Source organism: Aromatoleum sp., from assembly GCF_032027225.1.
In the GTDB taxonomy this organism is placed as follows: Bacteria; Pseudomonadota; Gammaproteobacteria; order Burkholderiales; family Rhodocyclaceae; genus Aromatoleum.
This window is the reverse complement of sequence record NZ_JAVSMM010000011.1, coordinates 1-20,451: the sequence shown is the minus strand read 5'-3', so window position 1 is coordinate 20,451 and position 20,451 is coordinate 1. Positions and strand designations below refer to the sequence as shown.

The following is a 20,451-nucleotide window of genomic DNA, read 5'->3' as shown; positions in this document are numbered from 1 at the left end:
GAAAGTCGAGCGATGGCGGCAACCTGAAAGGCAGGGCTGGCGCGGATATGCGATGCGAGCGACGCGTTCCGCCGTGGCTATTTGCGCGTCGCGAAGAGGACTGCGGAGCACCTTTGCTCCAGCCGTTCCTGACCTCGACTGCTCGTTCCTCGCTGCTCCCCTTTTGGATTCTCGGTCGACCCGCGAGGTGGTATAGATACTATACCGTCTCATAAACTACGATATGATCTGAAACGACAGCAGGTAACGCGTGCTTCCGTCGCGCGGCGACCACAGGGCTCGGCGCGGGAAGGGGTGACACGCGTTTCACGTATATCCGCAGGCTCGACAGAGGAGGTTTCGAATGCAGGCTTACAAGTGGGTCGCGTTATCGACGCCGGTCCCGGGACGCGAGCGCGATCTCGAGCACTGGTACGACACGCGCCATATCCCGGACTGCCTCGCGCTCGACGGCTTCGTCGCCGCGCAGCGTTTCCGCGTCGAGGAGCAGCCGCAAGGCATCGCCGTCCCGGCTTGGAAGGTGATGGTCGTGTACGACATCGAAAGCGACGACATCGAGGCGACGCTCGCGCAGATCCAGAAGGTTGTGCGCACGCCGGCGATGCCGATCACCGACGCGCTCGACATGTCGACCGCGTTGCGGGTCCTCGCCACCGCGGCGTCGCCGCGCTTCGAAAAGCAGTGATCGGCCGGCGCGCAGCGCCGCCGCCGGGACAAGGAGACCACTGATGACGACTGAAACGAAAGGACGCTTCGCGGGCAAGGTCGCGCTCGTGACCGGAGGCAATTCGGGCATCGGGCTCGCCGCCGCACAGGCGTTCGCGCGCGAAGGGGCGCGCGTGCTGATCGCGGCGCGGCGGCGTGAGGAGGGGAACGCCGCGGTCGCGGGCATTGCCGCCGCGGGCGGCGAGGCGGCGTTCGTCGAGACCGATGTTGCCGATTCCGCATCGGTGCGCAACATGGTCGCGGCCTGCGTCGAGCGCTTCGGGCGGCTCGACATCGCGTTCAACAATGCCGGCTTCCCCGGGCAGGTGGACGCGCTGATCACCGAGGCCGACGAGGAGCGCTTCGACCAGGTGATGGCGGTCAACGTGCGCGGCGTGTGGCTGTCGATGAAGTACGAGATCCCGGCAATGCTGGAAGCCGGCGCCGGCTCGATCATCAACTGCGCGTCGATCACCGGCCTGCGCGGCGGACAGCGTTCGGGGGCGTACTACACGAGCAAGCACGCGGTGGTGGGCATGACGAAGGCGATCGCGATGGAGTTCGCGGCGAAGAACGTGCGCGTCAATGCCGTGTGCCCCGGGCTCGTCATGACCGACATGCTCGGCGCGGCGCTCGCGAAAGCGCCCGAGAAGTTCGAAATGCTGAAAGCCAAGGTGTCGATGCAGCGCATGGGCGAACCGGACGAGGTGGCGGATACGGTGCTGTGGCTCGCGTCCGACGAAAGCCGGTACGTGACCGGGGTCGCGTTGCCGGTCGACGGCGGCATGTCGATCTGAGCCGGCGGCGACGGTCAGCAACGAGAACAGGAAACGGGAGAACGCAATGGACAAGATTTTCGGCATCGTCCGCATGGAGATCGCACCGGGGCGGGCGGACGACTTCCGCGAGCGTGCCGCTGCGTGCATCGAGGCCGCGCGCAAAGATCTCGCGGGGACGACGGCGTACGAATGGTTCCTCTCCGACGATGGCCGGGAGTGCACCGTCATCGAGATCTACGACGGCGCCGAGGGCGTCGCGCATCACGGCAAGATGGTCGGCCACACGATTCCGCCGATCCTCGAGCTCGCGAAGTTCAGCATCCGCTTCGCCGGCGACGTGCCCGACGCGGTGATCGAACGGATGCGCGCGCGCCTCGGGACGGTCGACTATTTCGGCCCGCGCTTCCAGGGGCGGCTGAACAGCCCCGCCGTCGGCGCAGGCGGCCCGGATGCGGGCTCGATGATCTTCGCGGTCGCGCACTTCTCGATCCAGCCGGGCAAGCAGGACGAATTCCGCGCGCTCGCCGCGGAGTGCCTCGCGGCCGTCGAGGCGCGCGAGCCGGGGACGATCGCGTACGAATGGTTCCTCAATGCGGCGGGAACCGAGTGCCTGACGCTGGACGTCTATCGCGACGCCGAGGCGCTCGCCGCGCACATGGCGAATGCCGGCCCCACGATGGCGAACATCCTCCAGATCGTGAAGAGCGAAGTGAAGCTCTACGGCAACGTGCCCGCGGCGGTCCGTTCGCGCTTCCAGGGCGGACTCGGGGTCGAGTTCGTCGCACCGCAACTGCAGGGGGTCATGTGAGCGGGGCGCGTGGGGAGGGCGGGCGATGAAAGTCAGCGAAGCGCTGGCGACGCGCCGCTCGGTGCGCGCCTACCTCGATCGTCCGGTCGACCCGGACGTGATCCGTCGCGTGATCGAGCGCGCGTCGCGGGCGCCGTCGGGCGGCAATCTTCAGCCGTGGCGAATCTACGCGCTTGCCGGCGAGGCGCTCGACGGCCTCAAGCAGCTGATGGAAGAGCGCACCGGCGCCGACCCGAAAGGCGAGGGCACCGAGTACGACATCTATCCGCAAGCGCTCGACTCGCCTTATGCGCAGCGCCGCTTCGCGGTCGGCGAGGCGATGTATGCGCAGATGGGCATCGCGCGCGACGACCGTGCCGCGCGCCGGCGCTGGTTCAGCCGCAACTATCGCTTCTTCGACGCGCCGGTCGGCCTGTTCTGCTTCGTCGAGCGCTATATGGGCCCGCCGCAGTGGTCGGACCTGGGCATGTATCTGCAGTCGGTGATGCTGCTGCTGCGTGAAGAGGGGCTCGACAGCTGCGCGCAGGAATGCTGGGCGCTCTATCCGCGCACGATCGGCCAGTACGTCCGCTCGCCGTCGAACCTGATGCTGTTCGCGGGGATGTCGGTCGGCTATGCCGATCCCGAGCATCCGGTTAACCGCTTTCCGACGACGCGCGCACGGCCCGAGGAGTTCGCGACCTTCCTCGGCTTCCCTTCCTGAAGGCCCGCAACCTCCCGCCGTGCGCGGGCCCCGCTGCCTGCACCGGCGGTCGCTTCACCCCCGACGTCACACCTATCAAAAGACAGGAGACACCACAGTGAATGCAAGCGAGCACAAACCCGGAACGCGGGAGGTGAGCCAGTGAGCACGAACGGCATCGGCTCCGCCGCCACCACCCTCGATACGGGCGTCCTTCCCGGTGACGCCGCGGGCTCCAGAACCGTCGCGGGACTGTCGCCCGCGAACCTGATGCTGGTCTTTCTCGCGCTCGCCTATTTCCTCGCGTATTTCGACCGCATGCTGATGGCGGCGGTCGGCGAGATGGTGAAGATCGAGTTCGCGCTGACCGACGGACAGCTTTCGCTCCTCACCGGGGCGTCGTTCATCGTCATCTACGGCATCTTCAACATCGTCTCGGGCTGGCTCGCCGACCGTTACAGCCGCAAGCGGATCATCGTGATCTCGCTTGCGGTGTGGAGCGGGGTGACGATGATGTGCGGCCTGGCGAGTTCGTTCATCCAGCTCGCGATCGCCCGTGCCGGCGTCGGCATCGGCGAATCGGCCATCGTGCCGACCGCGGCGTCGACGATTCGCGACACCTTCCCGCTCGCCAAGCGTCCGATGGCGGTGGCGCTGTTCTACACCGGCGGCATGGTCGGGATCCTCGCCTGCTTCGTGCTGGGCACGTGGATCGCGACCGAGTACGGCTGGCGCGCGTCCTTCCTCGTCGCCGGGCCGCCGGGACTGCTGCTCGCGCTGCTGGTCGCGCTGTTCGCGCGCGAGCCGATGCGCGAACCCCAGTCGGCGGCCGAAGCCGCTGCCGGTGCGGGGCGGTCCTCGTACCGGCTCGTGTTCGAGAACCGTCCGCTCGTGTGGGTGCTGCTCGCCGGCGCAACCGCGACGTCGACCAACATCGGCATCGCCGCATGGCTGCCCAACTTCTTTCTGCGCAGCCACGATCTGACGCTGCAGGAAGTCGGGATGCTGTTCGGCCCGGTCCTCGCCGCGGGGATGACGGTCGGAATGCTGCTCGGCGGCTGGGTCGGCAACCGCATCGCGAGCAAGTCGGTGACCGGCCTGATCTGGCTGTCGGCGATCTCGATGATCCTGATCATTCCGCTGTTCCTGCTGATGTTCTGGCTGCCGTCCCTTTACGCCGCGCTCACCGCGACGCTGCTCGGCACGGCGATGAGCGTCGTGTACTCGCCGTGCTTCACCGCGGCGTGGCAGTCGATCTGCCACTCCCGCGCGCAGGGCACGGCGGCCGGGCTCTCCGGATGCATCAACTCGGTCATCGGCGGCGGTCTCTACGCCTTCGTCGTCGGCGTGATGAGCGATCGGTGGGCGGCGGATTTCGGGGACGACAGCCTGCGCTATGCGCTCACGGCCGCGACCTTGATCTTCTGCCTGCTGGCCGCTGCGCTGTTCGTGTACGCGGCGCGATTGGTGAAGAAGCAGGCGAACGAGCGCGCCCAGTTAGCTTGAGAGCGGTCGGCCGCCGTCGGCAGTATTTTCGGTATTCCTGCGCCGCCCTTCGGGGCGGTGTTTTTTCGCCGTGACGCACGGTAAAGCGATCGCGATGCGGGGCGCGAGTCGCGTTCCGGGTAAAAAAAACCGAGAGCTTTCGCTCTCGGCGGAATACCCGTGGAGGGTAGGAGGAGTTCAGGTAGAAGTTCGACTACGGGCTCCGGTCTTCGGATGCCTCGCCGCGTGCCGGGGCTCTGCGGCGTTCGGATCGAATGTCCGGAGCGCCTTGCGCGTCAGGCGGCGGCCTCGACGGCGCCGACGGGCACCGCCCGCCTGTGCATCAGCGCCTGGCGCACGCAGGTCGCGACCTCTTCGCCGCGCTGGTTGAAGCCCTGGTGACGGAAGGTGACGATGCCCTGGTTCGGGCGCGACTTGCTCTCGCGCTTTTCGAGCACGGTCGTGACCGAGCGCAGCGTGTCCCCGGCGAAGACCGGTTTCGGGAAGCGCACGTCGGTCATGCCGAGGTTTGCGACCGTCGTGCCGAGCGTCGTGTCCTGCACGGTCAGGCCGATCACGAGGCCGAGCGTGAAGATGCTGTTGACCAGCGGCTGGCCGAACTCGGTCTCGCGGCAGTATTCGTTGTCGATATGGATCTGCGCGGGGTTGTAGGTCGCGCTGCAGAACCAGATGTTGTCCCCTTCGGTGACGGTGCGCCGGATCTCGTGCTCGAAGGTCTGCCCGATTTCCAGCTGCTCGAAGTATTTGCCTGCCATTTCGTTCTCCTTCGTTTCCTTTTGGTGTGGGAGCGGCGTCGAAAGTCGAGCCGGTTAAAGCGCGCTGCGGATTTCCTGCCATTGCCCGGCGAGCGCCGCGCGGAACTGCGGTGCGGCAAGCTCGATCAGGCGGGCGGCGCGCTCGTCGGCCGACAGCCCCTCGAGCCGGGCGACGCCGAATTCGGTCGCGAGGATGTCTGCGGCGTGTCGAGGCAGCGCGACGAAGCGGTCGGCGAGGCGCGGCACGATGCGGCTGACGCGTCCCTTGTCGGCCGTTGCCGTGATGCAGAACACCGCCCGGCCGTTTTCCGCGAGCTGGGCACCCTGAACGAAAGCGGGCATTCCGCCGACGCCGGCGACGAGCTGGGCGCCGAGGGATTCGGTATTCACCTGTCCGAAGAGATCGATCTCGATCGCGGCGTTTACCGCGACGAAATCCGGGATTGCCGCGATGCGCCGCACGTCGTGCGTCTCGCTCGTGGGGCGGAAGTAAAAGGTGGGATCCTGCGCGAGCCGTCGATAGAAGGCCCGGTCGCCGAGCGCGACGCCGGCCTCGATCGCCGCATCGCCGGCGATGACGCCGCGGTCGACGAGCGGCAGCACGTCGGCGGTCACGAGCCCCGAAACCATGCGCAGACCGCGGTGGCCGTCGAGCGCCTTGAGAAGCGCGCGCTGATACCTGCCGATGCCGAGCTGGATCGTGTCGCCGTCGCGAATCACGCTCGCCGCATTCCGCCCGAGCCGCAGCAGTGCGTCCGACGGATCGCCGCTGTCGTATTCGATCAGCGGGGAATCCTCTTCGCAGATCAGATCGCAGTCGCTTGCGGCAACGCGGAACGAACCGCGTGTCGCCGGAAGTTCCGGGTTGAGGTGCGCGACCCTGAAGTGCGCGCGCGCCCACACCGCGGGCAGAAAGTCGTAAGCGAGGCCGAGGCTCATGTCGCCCGAGGCGTCGGGCGCGCTGACTTGTGCGATCGCGATGTCGACCTCCAGTCGGGCGAGGTCGCGCAGGACGCCGAGGTAGTCGGCGGGCACGAGTTCGACGCGGCCCTGGCGGAACGGCTCGCGCAGCTCCGGCTGCATGAAGTAGGCGCGCAGCCGCGCCGCGGGATGAAGCCCGGCGTAATCGTTGTGGTTGAGCTGCGGAAAATGCACCCCGACGAAGCGCACGCCGTCGGCCTTCGCCGGATTGCGCGCGAGCGCGGCAAAGAAGGCCTGCGATTCGCCCGACACGCCGGGGACGAACACGGTCGTGCCCGGCTGGAGCCGCGAAACGACCGTGTCGAGAGTTCCTGTGCGTGCGTTCATCTTGGCGTTGTCGTCTGTCGGTGGTGGCGGGGCATTGTTCCGGTGAGAGGCGAAGCCGGGCCTGTTCGATTCGTTCGTCGCCGCTTTCACGGCAGTCCAGGCGCAAGGGCGCCATCCGGCGATCGCTCTCTTCGAATGGATGAAGAGGTTCGACACACCGCGGTCGTGGCCTGTGGATGAACTTTAGCAAATCGAACCGTATGCAACAATACCGTATATATATTTTAATGATCCTGGTTGTCGGCCGGTGGTTGCCGCTCGCCCGCATGTTCGAGCGCCCCGGGCGAGCAAAGCTCGATGTGCCTCAGCAAATGCACGGTCAGACGCCGAAGCAAGTACAACAATATCTTTACCGTATGGTAAAACACCGTATAGGATACTGACGAAATACGGGCCGGCCGCGGTCGGCGGACTCATCCGGATCGGCGCCCCTGCCGACACAAGACGGGAAGCTCAACGTGCCGCAGAAGATCGATACCCACCTTCATCACGCCCGCCTGTTGCGGGCCGTCGCGCAGCGCCTCGCCGACCGGATCGTGCCGGTGCTCCAGTCTCCCGAAAGCGTCGAGGACATGAACTTCGCGCGCATGGTGCTCGACTACCTCGCGGCCGACCTCGACGTGTCGTCCGTGCTGCTGCGCGACCTGCGCGAGCCCTACCGGCAGGCAATCGCCGCGGCTCTCGGCACCTTCGCCGACGCGCAAATCGTCGCGCCCCATCGGGAATCGCTGCAAGCGATCGAGCGCCAGGACGGGCTCGCCGCGCAGCGCGAGCTCGCGGCGCTGCGCGACCTGGCCGGCCGTGTCATCCGAGATTTGTCCGACGCGCAGCGCGACGTCGGCACCGCGTCCGCCGCGGTGATCCGCGAGCTGGGGCGGCTTGATTTCCAGTGGCTGACGCTCTACGACGAGGCGCGCCAGGCGCGGGTGGCGAATCTCGGCGGCGACGCGGCGGGAGGCGCGCCGACCGCGGGCGGTGACGGTTCGCTCACGCCGGAGAGCGTCACCGACTATCTGCGCGGCGCGTTTCCGGACTCGCCGGCGATCCTCGCGACCGAAGTGTCGGTGGTGCCGGGCGGCAAGTCGAAACGCACGGTGGCGATCACCGTGGCGAACACCGCCGAACTGCCCGCGAAGCTCATCCTGCGCCAGGACCTCGTGCTGAAGTACGCCGTGCGCAGCGTCATCAACGAAGTCGAGCCGCTCAAGCGCCTGCGCGCACTCGGGCTGCCGGTTCCGTCGCCGCTGTATACCGAAACGGGCGTCACCGGCGTCGGCGGACCCTTCTATCTGATGGAGCGGCTTTCGGGCGCGCCGATCGGTGATTTCTACGGCCCGTCCCGCGCCTGCCCGGAATCTGTCGCCGAAATTGCCCGCGCGTTCGCGCGCCTGCACAGCCTCGATCCGGCGGAAGTCGGACTGGAAGTAACCGGCGCCGACCCGCGCGAGCTCGTCCGGGCACGCATCGAGGATTACTGGAAGACCTGGCGCGAAAACACGACGCGCGGCTCGGCGTTGATCGATTACGCCTACGCGTGGGCGCGTCAGGTGATCGACAAGCCGTACGAGGGCAGGCCGGTGATCGTCCATGGCGACGCCGGCGGCTTCAACTGGCTGGTCGACGGCGACCGGCTGTCGGCGATCCTTGACTGGGAGTTCATGCACGTCGGCGATCCCGCCGAGGACCTCGGCGTGATCCGGCCGTTCGCCGAAGCGGCGATGCCGTGGGAGGCGTTCATGCGCCTCTACCGCGAGGCCGGCGGGCCCGACGTCGACGAGGAGCGCATCGCGCTCGCCGACCTGCTGCAGTGGCTCAAGGGCACGACGCTGGTGGCGATGTCCGCGCGCAACTACGTCGAGGGCGCGACCCAGGACTACATGAAGGGCATGAATTCGTTCGCCGGCCTGCGCAAGATCGAGATGAAGATCGCCGCCGCGCTGCAGCGCCAGATCGGTCCTTGACGGCCGGCCGGCACCGCCTTCCTGCGGGCGGCGATTTCCGGCGATGGCCTTTCCGAGGAAGCAGGCGGCAGGGCCCCTGACGCAGGGGCGGTCGCGTCCCGGCCTCGTCCTCCGCCTCGTCCCCACCTTCCTTCTCGAGTCCGCGTCCCGCCGCGGCGACGGCTCGAGTCCCCTTGAAGGAGTTCCGATGTCCGACTCGATCCATCCCTTCACGCTGAACGTCCGCGAAGCCGATCTCGACGACCTTCGCCGCCGGCTCGCCGCCACGCGCTGGCCCGATCGCGAGACGGTCGACGACTGGGCGCAGGGCGCACCGCTCGACCGCGTGCGCGCACTCGTCGACTACTGGCGCACCGATTACGACTGGCGCCGCTGCGAGGCGATGCTGAACTCTCTCGGCCAATACCGCACCGAGATCGACGGGCTGGGCATTCACTTCCTGCACGTGCGCTCGCCGCACCCGGGCGCGATGCCGCTGATCATGACGCACGGTTGGCCCGGCTCGGTGATCGAGTTCCACAAGGTCATCGGTCCGCTCACCGACCCGGTCGCGCACGGCGGCTCGGCCGCGGACGCGTTCCACGTCGTCGCGCCCTCGTTGCCCGGCTACGGCTTTTCCGACAAGCCGACCCGCGCCGGCTGCAACATCGCGCGCATCGCCGAAATGTGGGCGGAACTGATGCGCCGGCTCGGCTACGAGCGCTACGTCGCCCAGGGCGGTGACTGGGGATCGGCGGTGACGACGGCGCTGGGCGCGATGCGTGCGCCCGGGCTCGCCGCGATTCACCTCAACACCGTGATGACGATTCCGCCGAAGCGCTCCGACAACCCCGACGCCGCGGAGAAGGCCGCCTGGGATGCGATCGCCGACTACCAGCGGCACGGCGCGGGCTACTCGAAGCAGCAATCGACGCGTCCGCAGACGCTCGCCTACGGCCTCGCCGATTCGCCCGCGGGGCAGGCCGCGTGGATCTACGAGAAATTCCGCGAATGGGCCGATTGCGACGGCATGCCCGAGAACGTCTTCAGCCGTGACGAACTGCTCGACAACATCATGCTGTACTGGCTGCCGAACAACGCGGCGTCGGCGGCACGGCTGTACTGGGAGAGCTTCCGCGAGCGCCCGCGCAAGGTCGACCTGCCGGTCGGCTGCAGCCTGTTTCCGCGCGAGCTGAGCCGCCCGCCGCGCGCGTGGGCCGAAGCGATGTTCAGCAAGCTCATCCATTGGAATGCGCCGCCGCGAGGCGGGCACTTCCCTGCGTTCGAGCAGCCCGGCCTGTTCGTCGAGGAAGTGCGGAACTGCTTCCGCAGCATGAGAACCACGGCGCCCGCAGCCACGGCCGCCGAAGCGAACTGAAGGAGAGCGAAGATGGCCGAATCATTGCAAGACAAAGTCGTGATCGTCACCGGCGCCTCGTCCGGAGTCGGTGCGGCGACCGCCACCGAGCTGGTCGCCGCCGGCGCGCGGGTCGTCGCCGCCGCGCGCCGGCTCGACCGCCTCGAAGAGCTGGCGAAGCGCCTGGACGCGCGTGACGATCGATTCCTCGCGGTGCAGTGTGACATCCGCGACGAGCGGGATGTGGAGCGACTCGTCGAGCGCGCGCTCGGCTGGGGCGGTGGGCTCGACGCGCTGGTGAACAACGCCGGCCTGTCGCGCGGCGCCAAACTCGAAAGCGCCACTTCCGACGACATCCGCCTGATGCTCGACACCAACGTGTTCGCACTCGCGAATCTCACCCGCCTCGCCGTTCCGGCCTTGCGCAAGTCCCGGGGCAGCCTCGTCAATGTGTCGTCGACGGTCGTCAAGGCGCTGATTCCGGGATCGTCGGTGTACTCCGCGACGAAGGCGGCGGTCGCCGCGTTCTCGGAAGTCATGCGCAAGGAACTCTGTGCCGACGACGTCCGCGTCATCGACATCTATCCCGGCATGGTCGACACCGAGTTCTTCGATCACTTCGACGAGCAGAAAAAGAAGAGCTTCGACCAGATGCGCGCCGCGATGGAGGTGCTGAAGGGCACGGACGTCGCCGAAGCGATCGTGTTCGCGCTCAGCCGGCCGTCGCGCGTGTCGCTGAACGAGATCGTCATCCGTCCGACGATGCAGTCGTTGTAAGGCGACCTGCCGCGTTGAAGGCGCGCGGGCGCCGGTGGATACAGCGTTCCCCGGGCGGCCGGTCGTTGGGGTGGCGTTTATGAACCAGGCGGGATCACCCGTTTCTGCCGGTCGGCGACGACGGCGGACCGGGTGAGCACCGATTCGCAGCGAGAGGAGACAACGTGAGCGAAGTTCTGACGGAAGTGGACGGCGGAGTTCTGACGATCACGATCAATCGACCGCAAGTACTCAATGCGTTCAATGCCGACGTGCATCGGCGGCTCGACGGGCTGTGGGACGAATTCGAAGCCGACCGCGGCCTGCGCGTCGCGATCGTGACCGGCGCGGGCGAGCGGGCGTTCAGCGCCGGCAGCGACCTGAAGTATTACGCGGGGGTCGATGAGATCACGCTGCCGCAGAACGGTTACGGCGGCCTGTCGCACCGGCGGCTGAAGAAGCCAGTGATTGCCGCCGTCAATGGTCTCGCGTTCGGCGGTGGTTTCGAGTTCGCGATCTGCTGCGACCTGATCATCGCCGCTGAACACGCGCAGTTCGCGCTGTCCGAAGTGCGCATCGGCGCCGCGGCACTCGGCGGCGGCATTCCGCGCCTGTGCCGGAAGATCCCGTACAACATCGCGCTCGGGCTGATGCTGACTGCCCGCCGCCTGAATGCCCCCGAAGGCGCGCGGCTCGGCCTCGTCAACGAGGTCGTCCCGGCGGACCGGCTCCTCGAAACGGCGAAGGTGTGGGCACGCGACATCGTCCGCGGCGCACCGATCCCGGTCGAGGTCACGAAGGAACTGGCCGAGGACACGCTGTTCGGCGACACCGACTTCGACGCGCTTGTCGGGCATACGGCGGACGCTCGCAACCAGCGGATTTTCGGCACCGAGGATTTTCGCGAAGGTCTGCGCGCGTTCGCGGCGAAGCGCGAACCGGTGTGGAGCGGCAAATGAGCGCCGACGGGATCCGAGCGCCGGGCGGTCGGTTGAAGGACGTGATCGACGCGCGAGGCGTGGCCCCTTGCATCGTCGCTGACGGCGAGGTGCGGACATGACCGCGCCCAAGCGGGCGGCGCTCGTCACGGGCGGCGGACGCGGGCTGGGGCGGGTGATGGCGCTCGCGCTGCTGCGCGACGGCCACGACGTCATCATTGCCGCCACCGATGCCGATGCGCTCGCGGCGACCGTGGCCGAAGCGGCAGGCCTGGCCGGACGCGCGCGGGCGATCGTTGCGGACCTGTCGCTCGGCGGCGAAGCCGAGCGGCTCGCCGACGCCGCGCTCGCCGCGTTCGGCCGCGTCGACATCCTGATCAACAACGCCGGCCTGAGTCTCAACGCGGTCAGCACCGATTACCTCGTCGATCCCTATCGCTTCTGGCGGTCGGACCGGACCGTGATCGAGCGCTTTTTCGCGGTCAACGCGGTGGCGCCGATGCTGCTCGCCAACCGGCTCGTGCCGGCGATGGTCGAGCGCGGCTGGGGACGGATCGTTGCGAACACGACGAGCCTCGACAGCATGCTGCGCTTTCCGCTGTACGGCGGGTCGAAGGCGGCGCTCGAGGCCGAGACCGCCGTGATGGCGAATCAGCTCGCCGGCACCGGCGTGACCGCGAACGTGCTGATCCCCGGCGGCGGCACCGGATCGCGCATGACGGACCAGGTCGGCATCCCGCGGGATCAGCTCTTTCCGGACACGATCATGGCCGCGCCCGCGGTGTTCCTGTCATCCGCTGCGTCGGACGGCTTCAGTGGGCGCCGCCTCCTCGCGAGCCGCTGGGACGCAATGCTTTCGCCATCGGAGGCGGCGCAGCGGGCAAGCGATCCGATTGCGTGGACGGGATTCGGGTCGCCCGGCGTGCATCCGGCTTCGGCACGGCAAGCGTCTGCGGAGTCCGCGCGATGAGCGGGCGGCTTGCGGGCAAGGTCGCGATCGTGACCGGAGGTGGCGGCGGCATCGGTCGCGCCACGGTCGAGCGCTTCGCAGAGGAGGGCGCGACGGTCGTCGTCGCGGACTGCGATGGCGATTCGGGAATGGAAAGCGCGGCCGCCGCGGGTGCGGGCGCCGTTTTCATGCCGCTCGACGCCGGCGACGAGGCGAGTTGGCGGGAGTTGGGGAACGAGGTTCTGGCGCGCTTCGGCGCGCTCGACGTGCTCGTGAATAACGCCGCGTTTCGCATTCCGCTCACGCTCGACGAGACCACGGTCGACCTGTGGCAGCGCAATCAGCGGGTGACGTCGGAGGGCGTGTTTCTCGGCATGAAGATGGCGAGCGGCTGCATGGCGGCACGCGGCGCGATCGTCAATGTTGCGAGCCTCGCCGCCTTCGTCGGCTTGCCCGAGTCGTTTCCGTACAGCGCGGCGAAGGGCGCGGTGCGGGCGATGTCGCGCTCCGCGGCGCTGCACTTCGCCGCCGACGAGCGGCGCATCCGGGTCAACGTCGTCGCCCCGGGCAGCGTGCTGACCGACGCCGCGGCGCGACAGATGGAGCGCCTGGGCGAGCGCGAGGGCACCGGGGCGGACAGCGTGCTTGCCCGTCTCACCGCGGCCGTGCCGCTGAAACGCATGGCCGAGCCGCGGGAGATCGCGAATGCGATCGTCTTTCTTGCGTCGGACGAGGCGAGCTTCGTGACCGGCGCCGAGCTGCTGGTCGATGGCGGGGCGACGGCCGTGTGATCGGCGACGCAACTCCCGTGGCCGATTCCGCTGCGGGCGGTCGGCCCCGGTCGAAATACAACTCCCGATCGTCCGTCCCCAGGCAGTCCCTGGCCTGGACTGCATCCTGATCGGAACCGCGTGAAGACTTGCGACAACCACACGAGCGAGGAGCACGAAATGTCAGAACTGCTGCTGGAACGTACCGAAGGGGTGGCGACGATCACGATCAACCGGCCGGAGGCGCTCAATGCGATGCGATCCGACATGTGGCCGGCGCTGCTCGAATTGCTGCGGGAGGTCGAACACGACCGCGAAGTACGATGTGTCATGCTGCGCGGCGCGGGCGAGAATTTTTGCGCGGGCGGCGACGTGAAGCAGTTCCATTCGACCGTGCACATGTCGTCGGAGGAGCGCGCCGAGTTCTGGATGCGCAGCGCGGACGAGACGAATCAGATGTTTCTCGCCCTCGAGCGCATTCCGCAGCCGGTCATCGCGTCCGTTCGCGGCGCCGCAGCGGGCGGCGGGCTCGCGCTCGTCGCGCAGGCGGACCTCGCAGTCGCGTCGGAGACTGCGCGCTTCCTCGTCGCGCAGATCAAGCTCGGCGCGATCCCGGATTCCGGCGCGAGCTACAACATCCTGCGGCACATGGGCGTGAAACGGACCAAGCAGTTGTGCTTCCTCGGCGACACCTTCGACGCCCACGAGGCGCTCGACATCGGGCTCGTCAACTGGGTGGTGCCCGATCACGCGCTCGACGAGAAGACGATGGAGATCGCGGCGCGGGTCGCGAAGATGCCTCGAGTCGCCATCGCGAGGACGAAGGCCGCGATCAACAAGGCCCACCGCATCGGCCTGGCCGAGCATTTCGTTCAGGAAAGCCTCGATGTCGGCGCATGCGTCTCGGAGGAGGACTTCGTGGAGCGAGTGCGGGGCTTTCTCGAACGTTCGGCCAGGAAGTAGGCGCGGCAAGCGGGCGGGATCCGCGGCTTCGCCGCATCGTCCTCCGGCGCGAGAGGAGGACGTCCCGCCCACATCGGGGATGGCGTGGGCACGGCCGGGTCGCCGGAAGGGCGGGGCAGGATCAGGCGCCCGAAAGCGAGAGCGCAGCGGCCGCCTCCTCGCGGCTGTAGAAGCGGGCCGCACGAACGAATCCGGCGATCACCGATTCCTTGACGGCGAGCACGCGTCCGCAGGTGGTGCGCGCGACGACCACCTCGTCCGGGAGGCCGTCGAGCAGATGGATCGGAGCGGGACGGCCGTCGGCGAACCGCGACTCATATACCTGTGACGTGTCCCGATCGAGGAAGGCCGGGCGAAAGGCCGCGTGGCAGTTCTCTTCGCTGCGCCCGCCTGTGCCGGCGAAGCGATGATTCTGGTCGGCCAGTTCCCGCGGCGTGAGGGCGAAAGACGGTTTCGTTCGGACCGCGCGGCGCGACGGTGTATGGCTCGCACTGATCCGCTGCGGGTTGACCGCCGGCTGCGATGCAATGAATGAACGGTCGTCGGTTCCCATGATTGCCTCACTTCGCGTTCTGTCTGCTGGTTTGGGAGCAATGCGCGCGCCCGGTCCTGTCTGCCGTCCATACGAGATCCGACCGTCGTGCCCGTGACCGAAGATCTTCGGTGGTCACATCGGTGACGTCGGGCTGCCGCTTCTTCTGTTCGTATGTAGTATATATAGTATGCTTCAGTACGACACGTCAAGCTCAGCCGCCGTGCACTCATCGGGTCGAACCATCCCTCGCAAGAACCGGACGCCGGTGCGGGGGAGGCGGTTCGGCGCCGAACATGAGCGGTAGCGGCAAAACCAGACAGGAGGCGAGAACACATGGATATCGTTGGCGGGGGAAAGATGCACGTCTATCCCCCCTCCGAACAGCTCCCGCACGAGCCGGGGCCGGAGGAAAACTGGCAGGAAAGCTTCGTGCTGATCTGGTACGACCTGAAACAGTCGGTCGGCGGCTTCTTCCGCCTGGGCCACGAGCCGAACGCCGGCCGGTCGCAGTTCATGACGAACATCTTCGCGCCGGAGGGCATCTTCCATCGCTCCTCGACGCTGCCGCTGCGTCCCGAGGACCGCCGCGACAACGGCTTGTCGAACGGGGACGGCAGCCTGGGCTACGAGTACGACGGCCGGAACATCGTGTGGACGGTGCGGGAGCCGGGGATTGAAGCGCGCCTCGTCGTCGATAACTGGGTGCCTGATATCAACGGCTTCGCGCCCCGCGATCGCGCCCCCGGTGACCGCTTCCACCGCGACCACGTGGACGCCGCATGCGGCGTGCGCGGGACGCTGACGGTCAAGGGGCGGACGTACGAAGTCGAGGCACTCGCGGTGCGCGACCATGGCTGGGGCCCGCGTGCCTGGGGCGGCTACCTGAGTCACCGATGGTTGCTCGGCACTTTCGATCGCGACAACTCCTTCCTCGCGGTCACGCGACTCACCGGCGATTCGCCGATCACCCGCGTCGGCTGGGTGATCCGCAATGGGCAGGCGATCTACGCGGAAAAGATCGAAGTCGAGGCGATCATCCTCGCCGACGCCGGCACGAACCGCGGAGGAAACCTGCGCATGACGCTGGAAACCGGCGAACGGTTCGAAGCGAAGTTCGAGCCCCTCGTGCCCTGCCTCGCGAGCTGGGTGCACGGAATCATCTGTTTCGACTCGATGTGCCGCGTGCGCTGGGGCGACCGCGTCGGCTTCGGCATCTTCGAGACGACTGCGAACCTGCAGGCCGGTACGCGCCGGCCGGAAGTCCTCGAGCCCGGCACGATCTGGGCCGAAGGTTGGCATCCCGGCGTCGTTCGTCCCGTCTGAAAAGAGAGAAAACCAATGCGAAACGATTTGCCATCGGCGCGTGACGCCGCACTCGAATCCCTGCTCGTCACCGCGTCGCCCCAACTCGCCGCGGCGTACTTGCGCACCGTCGCCGAGGCGATCGCGGGCGACCTGATGCCGGCGCTCGAAGGGGACACGAAAAAGAAGGCGTTCGACTGCCTCAAGACGGTCGTGCGGCTGGCCTGCGCGGTCGAGCCCTCGGACGACGTGCGGCGGGTGCTGTGCGGGCCGGACGGGCTCGACGATCCGGCCGCAGCGGAGGGTCGCGCGGTCGAACTGCATGACCGCGACGCGCTCGCGCGGGTCGAAGCACTGCTCGCCGGCAGCCGGCCGCCGGCACGCGCGTTCGACGCGGCGGCGCTCGAAGCTTACCTGCGGCGTCACCCGCTCGGTGGCCCCGATCTGCGCATCGACGAGGCGAAGCTTCTCGTCGGGGGGCGACAGAAGGTCACCGTCCTCGTCACCCAGCGCGGCGCGCGCGCGCTGCCGGGCGACATCGTGATCCGCCAGGACTGGACGAACTCGATCACCGGCGGGACGGTCGGCGACGAGTACGACGTGCTCGTGCGCCTGCACGAAGCCGGCATCAAGGTGCCGAAACCCTTCCTCGTCGAGCGCTCCGCCGACGCGATCGGCGCGCCCTTTGTCGTCGTGTCGCGCGAGCCGGGGCGCACTGCCGGTGGCGACCGCTTCTTTGTGCCGGAGTGCGGCACGCCGGCGCTGCTCGAACTCGCCGCCGAGCTGGGCCGCATTCACGCGCTGGGGACGGCGCCGTTCGACGATCTGGAGCGCCTGACGCGGCGCGAGTGCACGGCGGACGAGATGCGACGGGAGCTGAAGGTGTTCGCGCAGGGGATCGCGAACGCGGAGCCGCAACCGTCGCCGCTCCTCCAGGCGGCGATCGCGTGGCTCGACGCGAATGCCGAATGCATCGAGGGCTTTCCGCCGGGGCTCGTCCACGGCGACGTCGGCGTCCACAACATGCTCTACGACGACGAACATCTGCTCGCGCTGCTCGACTGGGAGCTGGTGCACCTCGGGCACCCGGCGTTCGACCTCGGCTACGTGCGGCTGAGCGTGAAGGACGATGGGCTGTACGAGCGCTTCCTCGGAGCGTACCGCGACGCGGGCGGCCCGCGGATTCCGCTGCAGGTGATCGACTACTTCGCGATCCGCGCCTGCGTGTGGTTCCACTACGTTGCGCTCGCCGCGCGCGCCGGCCTGCTGGCGGGAAAGATCACGGAGGTCGACGTCGCGGTCGTCCTCGCGAATACCGTGCCGCAGTCGCTCGCAGCGTTGTCGCGCACCCTCCGCAAACGGCTGTCGGAACAGGAACGGGCGACGTCGGGGACGGAGCAGGGCGGCGCGGCCTGGACGACGGCGGCGGCCGAGAACGCTCCGCTCTGGAGCCCGAGCGACCAACAGATCGCATCGGCCGGCATCACCACCTTCACCGCGCACGCGCGCGCCGCCACGGGGTTGCCGCTCGCCGATTACGCGGCGCTGCACGACTGGTCGATCCAGTCCCCGCTCGCGTTCTGGCGCCAGGTGTGGGAGTTCGGCGGCGTGATCGGCGCGCAGGGTGAGCGCGGCCTGGTGGACGCGGAGCGGATGCCAGGCGCGAAGTGGTTCCCCGATGCGCGGCTGAACTTCGCCGAGAACCTGCTGCGCGAGAGCAGCAACCCGCAGGCGCTGGTGTTCCGCGGCGAGGACAAGCTCGAACGGCGCATGACGCGCGTCGAGCTGCGCATCGAAGTCGCGCGCTTTGCGGCGGCGCTGCGCGCGCTCGGCGTTCAGCCGGGCGACCGCGTTGCCGCGTTCATGCCGAACATGCCCGAGACGCTCGTCGCGATGCTCGCGGCGTCCTCGATCGGGGCGGTCTTCACCAGCGCGTCGCCGGACTTTGGCGTGCAGGGCGTGCTCGACCGCTTCGGCCAGACCGAACCTAAGCTCCTCATCGCCTGCGACGGCTACTGGTACAACGGCAAGGCGATCGACGTCCGTCCGAAGCTCGCCGAGCTCGTGCCGCAACTGCCGAGCGTCGAGCGGCTCGTCGTCGTGCCCTATCTCGCGGCGGGAAAGCCCCTCGACCTCGCCGGCCTGCCGCGGGCGCTGTCCTACGACGACTTCGTCGCGCCGCACCGCGGCGAGACCCAGCCGCAGTACGTGCGCCTGCCGTTCAACCATCCGCTCTACGTGATGTATTCGTCGGGCACGACCGGCGTGCCCAAATGCATCGTGCACGGCGCCGGCGGCACGCTGCTGCAGCACCTGAAGGAACACAAGCTGCACGCCGACGTGAGGGAAGGCGACAAGCTCTTCTACTTCACGACCTGCGGCTGGATGATGTGGAACTGGCTCGTCTCCGGACTTGCCGCCGGCGCGACGCTGATGCTCTACGACGGCAACCCCTTCGTCGACGAGGGCCGCATCCTGTGGGACTACGCCGAGCGCGAGCGCATCACGCATTTCGGCACGTCGGCGAAATACATCGAGACGCTCGCAAAAGGCACCGTCCGGCCGGTGGAATCGCATGACCTCTCGGCGCTGCGCTCGGTGCTGTCGACCGGCAGCCCGTTGGCACCCCAGAGCTTCGACTTCGTCTATGCGGCGATCAAGCGCGACGTGCAGCTCGCGTCGATCTCGGGCGGCACCGACATCGTGTCGTGCTTCGTGCTCGGCAACCCGGTGCTGCCGGTATGGCGCGGCGAGATCCAGTGCGTCGGCCTCGGGCTCGCGGTCGAAGTGTGGGACGACGACGGCCGCCCGGTGGTCGGCGAGAAAGGCGAACTGGTGTGCCGGAAGCCTTTCCCTAGCATGCCGATCGGCTTCTGGAACGACCCCGACGGCGCGAAGTACCAAGCCGCCTATTTCGAGCGCTTCCCCGGCGTGTGGTGCCACGGCGACTTCTGCGAGATCACCGAGCACGGCGGTGTGATCATCTACGGACGGTCGGATGCGACGCTGAACCCGGGCGGCGTGCGCATCGGCACCGCCGAGATCTACCGCCAGGTCGAGAAGCTGCCGGAAGTGCTCGAATCGATCGTCATCGGCCAGGACTGGCCGCCCACGGACCCGACCGACGTGCGCGTCGTGCTGTTCGTGCGCCTGCGCGACGGGCTCACGCTCGACGATGCGCTCGCCGCGCGGATCAAGCAGGCGATCCGCGACAACGCGACGCCGCGCCACGTGCCGGCGCGCGTCGTCCAGGTCACCGACATCCCGCGCACGAAGAGCGGCAAGCTCGTCGAACTCGCGGTGCGCAACGTCGTGCATGGCCGGCCGGTGAAGAACATCGAGGCGCTCGCGAACCCGGAGGCGCTCGCGCAGTTCGAGCGGCGGGAAGAACTGGCGAGCTGAACCGACAGGGCGGGTGCGGAGGCGCTTACAGCGTCTCCTCGTCCGTCCTCGCGCTCCCTGTGGTGATTGGCCCGAGGCACGAGAGCGCCTGCGCTCGCCGGATGTCCGGCCTGGATGAGGGTCCCGGCGCCGAGCAGAAAAGCGCCACGCGATCCGCCTCATTTGCGATCTTCTACGTGGATCCTAATAGCTCTCCACTTTGATGTCGGTATTCTTGGCCGGAGTGCTTTCGCACATAATCGCGATCCACGAATGCATTCGTTTTTTGGACGTTTGTGCCGCGGTCGGGAAGCGAAAGGGGAGGCGTCGGGATGCCAATTGCAGACACGGTCGCGCTAGGCGAAAGCGTGCAGATATTCCACCCGGAGCTGGTCAATCTGTACGGGTGCCGCATTGGCGACGGCACGAAAATCGGTACCTTCGTCGAAATCCAGAAGAATGCCTCGGTCGGCGAACGCTGCAAGATCTCGTCGCATTCCTTCATCTGTGAAGGAGTTGTCCTCGAAGACGAGGTTTTCGTCGGACACGGGGTGATGTTCATCAACGATCGCCATCCGCGCGCGTCGAATCCGGACGGCAGTTTGCAGGATGAAAGCGACTGGAGCGTCGAGCCGACGCACGTATGCCGTCGCGCGTCGATCGGATCGAACGCGACGATCATGGCGGGTGTGACGATCGGCGAAGGCGCGCTCATCGGTGCTGGCGCAGTCGTGACGCGGGACGTTCCCGACTTCGCAATCGTGGCTGGCGTTCCCGCGCGTGTGATTGGAGATACACGCAACGAAGCGCGCGGCCTTCCCAAAACGGGGCGCCCCGCCTGAATCGCCTTCCGCGGGGCCGCTTTGACTGCCGTACTTAGCAGGGTGTTGATTTACGATAAATCCTAGTATTGGCGGGTATTTCAGGGCTGATATAATTCCATTCGAATCAACAAATCAATAATCTCGATGCGTGGCACCGACCACAAACAGAACGCTCTGTTCAGTTACGTCAATA

The 20,451-nt window shown here is 67.6% G+C and carries 18 protein-coding genes and 1 pseudogene; 16 read left to right on the top strand and 3 right to left on the bottom strand.

Going from position 1 to position 20,451, the window contains the following annotated elements; all coding sequences use genetic code 11:
* The first annotated feature begins 343 nt into the window (after window positions 1-343).
* The 5 genes from ROZ37_RS13040 to ROZ37_RS13020 all read left to right on the top strand — a co-directional run bounded on the left by ROZ37_RS13040 (window position 344) and on the right by ROZ37_RS13020 (window position 4,480).
* Window positions 344-685 (top strand): hypothetical protein, encoded by a 342-nt coding sequence (locus ROZ37_RS13040; RefSeq protein WP_312659922.1) that lies wholly within the window; start codon window positions 344-346, stop codon window positions 683-685.
* A gap of 43 nt (window positions 686-728) precedes the next feature.
* On the top strand, window positions 729-1,502 hold the full coding sequence (locus ROZ37_RS13035) for a glucose 1-dehydrogenase (RefSeq protein WP_312659921.1): 774 nt from the start codon (window positions 729-731) through the stop codon (window positions 1,500-1,502).
* 46 nt (window positions 1,503-1,548) lie between these two features.
* Window positions 1,549-2,292: an antibiotic biosynthesis monooxygenase gene (locus ROZ37_RS13030; protein ID WP_312659920.1), complete on the top strand. Its 744-nt coding sequence runs from the start codon at window positions 1,549-1,551 to the stop codon at window positions 2,290-2,292.
* A 25-nt stretch (window positions 2,293-2,317) separates the two neighbouring features.
* On the top strand, window positions 2,318-2,995 hold the full coding sequence (locus ROZ37_RS13025; protein WP_312659919.1) for a nitroreductase: 678 nt from the start codon (window positions 2,318-2,320) through the stop codon (window positions 2,993-2,995).
* Window positions 2,996-3,136: 141 nt separating this feature from the next.
* Window positions 3,137-4,480: an MFS transporter gene (locus ROZ37_RS13020; RefSeq protein ID WP_312659918.1), complete on the top strand. Its 1,344-nt coding sequence runs from the start codon at window positions 3,137-3,139 to the stop codon at window positions 4,478-4,480.
* 275 nt (window positions 4,481-4,755) lie between these two features.
* On the opposite strand, the gene ROZ37_RS13015 is transcribed toward ROZ37_RS13020, so the two are convergent.
* Window positions 4,756-5,235, bottom strand: coding sequence for a MaoC family dehydratase (locus ROZ37_RS13015; protein ID WP_312659917.1), 480 nt, complete (start codon window positions 5,233-5,235; stop codon window positions 4,756-4,758).
* A 54-nt stretch (window positions 5,236-5,289) separates the two neighbouring features.
* Window positions 5,290-6,543 (bottom strand): acetyl-CoA hydrolase/transferase C-terminal domain-containing protein, encoded by a 1,254-nt coding sequence (locus ROZ37_RS13010; protein WP_312659916.1) that lies wholly within the window; start codon window positions 6,541-6,543, stop codon window positions 5,290-5,292.
* Window positions 6,544-7,001: 458 nt separating this feature from the next.
* On the opposite strand from ROZ37_RS13010, the gene ROZ37_RS13005 reads away from it, so the two are divergent.
* The 7 genes from ROZ37_RS13005 to ROZ37_RS12975 all read left to right on the top strand — a co-directional run bounded on the left by ROZ37_RS13005 (window position 7,002) and on the right by ROZ37_RS12975 (window position 14,216).
* Window positions 7,002-8,504, top strand: a complete 1,503-nt coding sequence (locus ROZ37_RS13005) for a phosphotransferase family protein (RefSeq protein WP_312659915.1) — start codon at window positions 7,002-7,004, stop codon at window positions 8,502-8,504.
* Window positions 8,505-8,691: 187 nt separating this feature from the next.
* Window positions 8,692-9,861, top strand: a complete 1,170-nt coding sequence (locus ROZ37_RS13000; protein WP_312659913.1) for an epoxide hydrolase — start codon at window positions 8,692-8,694, stop codon at window positions 9,859-9,861.
* A gap of 12 nt (window positions 9,862-9,873) precedes the next feature.
* On the top strand, window positions 9,874-10,617 hold the full coding sequence (locus tag ROZ37_RS12995) for an SDR family oxidoreductase (protein WP_312659911.1): 744 nt from the start codon (window positions 9,874-9,876) through the stop codon (window positions 10,615-10,617).
* Window positions 10,618-10,781: 164 nt separating this feature from the next.
* Window positions 10,782-11,555, top strand: a complete 774-nt coding sequence (locus ROZ37_RS12990; protein WP_312659910.1) for an enoyl-CoA hydratase-related protein — start codon at window positions 10,782-10,784, stop codon at window positions 11,553-11,555.
* A 97-nt stretch (window positions 11,556-11,652) separates the two neighbouring features.
* Window positions 11,653-12,504 carry an SDR family oxidoreductase gene (locus ROZ37_RS12985; RefSeq protein ID WP_312659909.1) on the top strand — a complete coding sequence of 284 codons (852 nt, stop codon included), beginning with the start codon at window positions 11,653-11,655 and terminating at the stop codon, window positions 12,502-12,504.
* Window positions 12,501-13,274: an SDR family oxidoreductase gene (locus tag ROZ37_RS12980; RefSeq protein ID WP_312659908.1), complete on the top strand. Its 774-nt coding sequence runs from the start codon at window positions 12,501-12,503 to the stop codon at window positions 13,272-13,274. The genes ROZ37_RS12985 and ROZ37_RS12980 overlap by 4 nt, the downstream gene beginning before the upstream one ends.
* A 159-nt stretch (window positions 13,275-13,433) precedes the next feature.
* Window positions 13,434-14,216 carry an enoyl-CoA hydratase/isomerase family protein gene (locus ROZ37_RS12975; protein ID WP_312659907.1) on the top strand — a complete coding sequence of 261 codons (783 nt, stop codon included), beginning with the start codon at window positions 13,434-13,436 and terminating at the stop codon, window positions 14,214-14,216.
* 121 nt (window positions 14,217-14,337) lie between these two features.
* On the opposite strand, the gene ROZ37_RS12970 is transcribed toward ROZ37_RS12975, so the two are convergent.
* Window positions 14,338-14,769: a hypothetical protein gene (locus ROZ37_RS12970; protein WP_312659906.1), complete on the bottom strand. Its 432-nt coding sequence runs from the start codon at window positions 14,767-14,769 to the stop codon at window positions 14,338-14,340.
* Window positions 14,770-15,084: 315 nt separating this feature from the next.
* Between ROZ37_RS12970 and ROZ37_RS12965 the strand changes: the two genes are divergently transcribed.
* The 4 genes and pseudogenes from ROZ37_RS12965 (at window position 15,085) to ROZ37_RS12950 (ending at window position 20,276) form a co-directional block, all read left to right on the top strand.
* Window positions 15,085-16,074, top strand: a complete 990-nt coding sequence (locus ROZ37_RS12965; RefSeq protein WP_312659905.1) for a hypothetical protein — start codon at window positions 15,085-15,087, stop codon at window positions 16,072-16,074.
* Between the two features lie 15 nt (window positions 16,075-16,089).
* Window positions 16,090-17,211, top strand: a pseudogene (locus ROZ37_RS12960) (phosphotransferase); the annotation flags it as partial.
* A 204-nt stretch (window positions 17,212-17,415) separates the two neighbouring features.
* Entirely contained in the window at window positions 17,416-19,455 is a 2,040-nt protein-coding gene (locus ROZ37_RS12955) for an acetoacetate--CoA ligase (RefSeq protein WP_312660056.1), read from the top strand.
* A 311-nt stretch (window positions 19,456-19,766) separates the two neighbouring features.
* Entirely contained in the window at window positions 19,767-20,276 is a 510-nt protein-coding gene (locus tag ROZ37_RS12950) for an acyltransferase (protein ID WP_312659903.1), read from the top strand.
* Window positions 20,277-20,451 lie beyond the last annotated feature (175 nt).

Coding starts and splice junctions, on each gene's coding strand:
- ROZ37_RS13040 (WP_312659922.1), top strand. CDS start 344: ATGCAGGCTTACAAGTGGGTCGCGTTATCGACGCCGGTCCCGGGACGC.
- ROZ37_RS13035 (WP_312659921.1), top strand. CDS start 729: ATGACGACTGAAACGAAAGGACGCTTCGCGGGCAAGGTCGCGCTCGTG.
- ROZ37_RS13030 (WP_312659920.1), top strand. CDS start 1,549: ATGGACAAGATTTTCGGCATCGTCCGCATGGAGATCGCACCGGGGCGG.
- ROZ37_RS13025 (WP_312659919.1), top strand. CDS start 2,318: ATGAAAGTCAGCGAAGCGCTGGCGACGCGCCGCTCGGTGCGCGCCTAC.
- ROZ37_RS13015 (WP_312659917.1), bottom strand. CDS start 5,235: ATGGCAGGCAAATACTTCGAGCAGCTGGAAATCGGGCAGACCTTCGAG.
- ROZ37_RS13010 (WP_312659916.1), bottom strand. CDS start 6,543: ATGAACGCACGCACAGGAACTCTCGACACGGTCGTTTCGCGGCTCCAG.
- ROZ37_RS13000 (WP_312659913.1), top strand. CDS start 8,692: ATGTCCGACTCGATCCATCCCTTCACGCTGAACGTCCGCGAAGCCGAT.
- ROZ37_RS12995 (WP_312659911.1), top strand. CDS start 9,874: ATGGCCGAATCATTGCAAGACAAAGTCGTGATCGTCACCGGCGCCTCG.
- ROZ37_RS12985 (WP_312659909.1), top strand. CDS start 11,653: ATGACCGCGCCCAAGCGGGCGGCGCTCGTCACGGGCGGCGGACGCGGG.
- ROZ37_RS12980 (WP_312659908.1), top strand. CDS start 12,501: ATGAGCGGGCGGCTTGCGGGCAAGGTCGCGATCGTGACCGGAGGTGGC.
- ROZ37_RS12975 (WP_312659907.1), top strand. CDS start 13,434: ATGTCAGAACTGCTGCTGGAACGTACCGAAGGGGTGGCGACGATCACG.
- ROZ37_RS12970 (WP_312659906.1), bottom strand. CDS start 14,769: ATGGGAACCGACGACCGTTCATTCATTGCATCGCAGCCGGCGGTCAAC.
- ROZ37_RS12965 (WP_312659905.1), top strand. CDS start 15,085: ATGGATATCGTTGGCGGGGGAAAGATGCACGTCTATCCCCCCTCCGAA.
- ROZ37_RS12950 (WP_312659903.1), top strand. CDS start 19,767: ATGCCAATTGCAGACACGGTCGCGCTAGGCGAAAGCGTGCAGATATTC.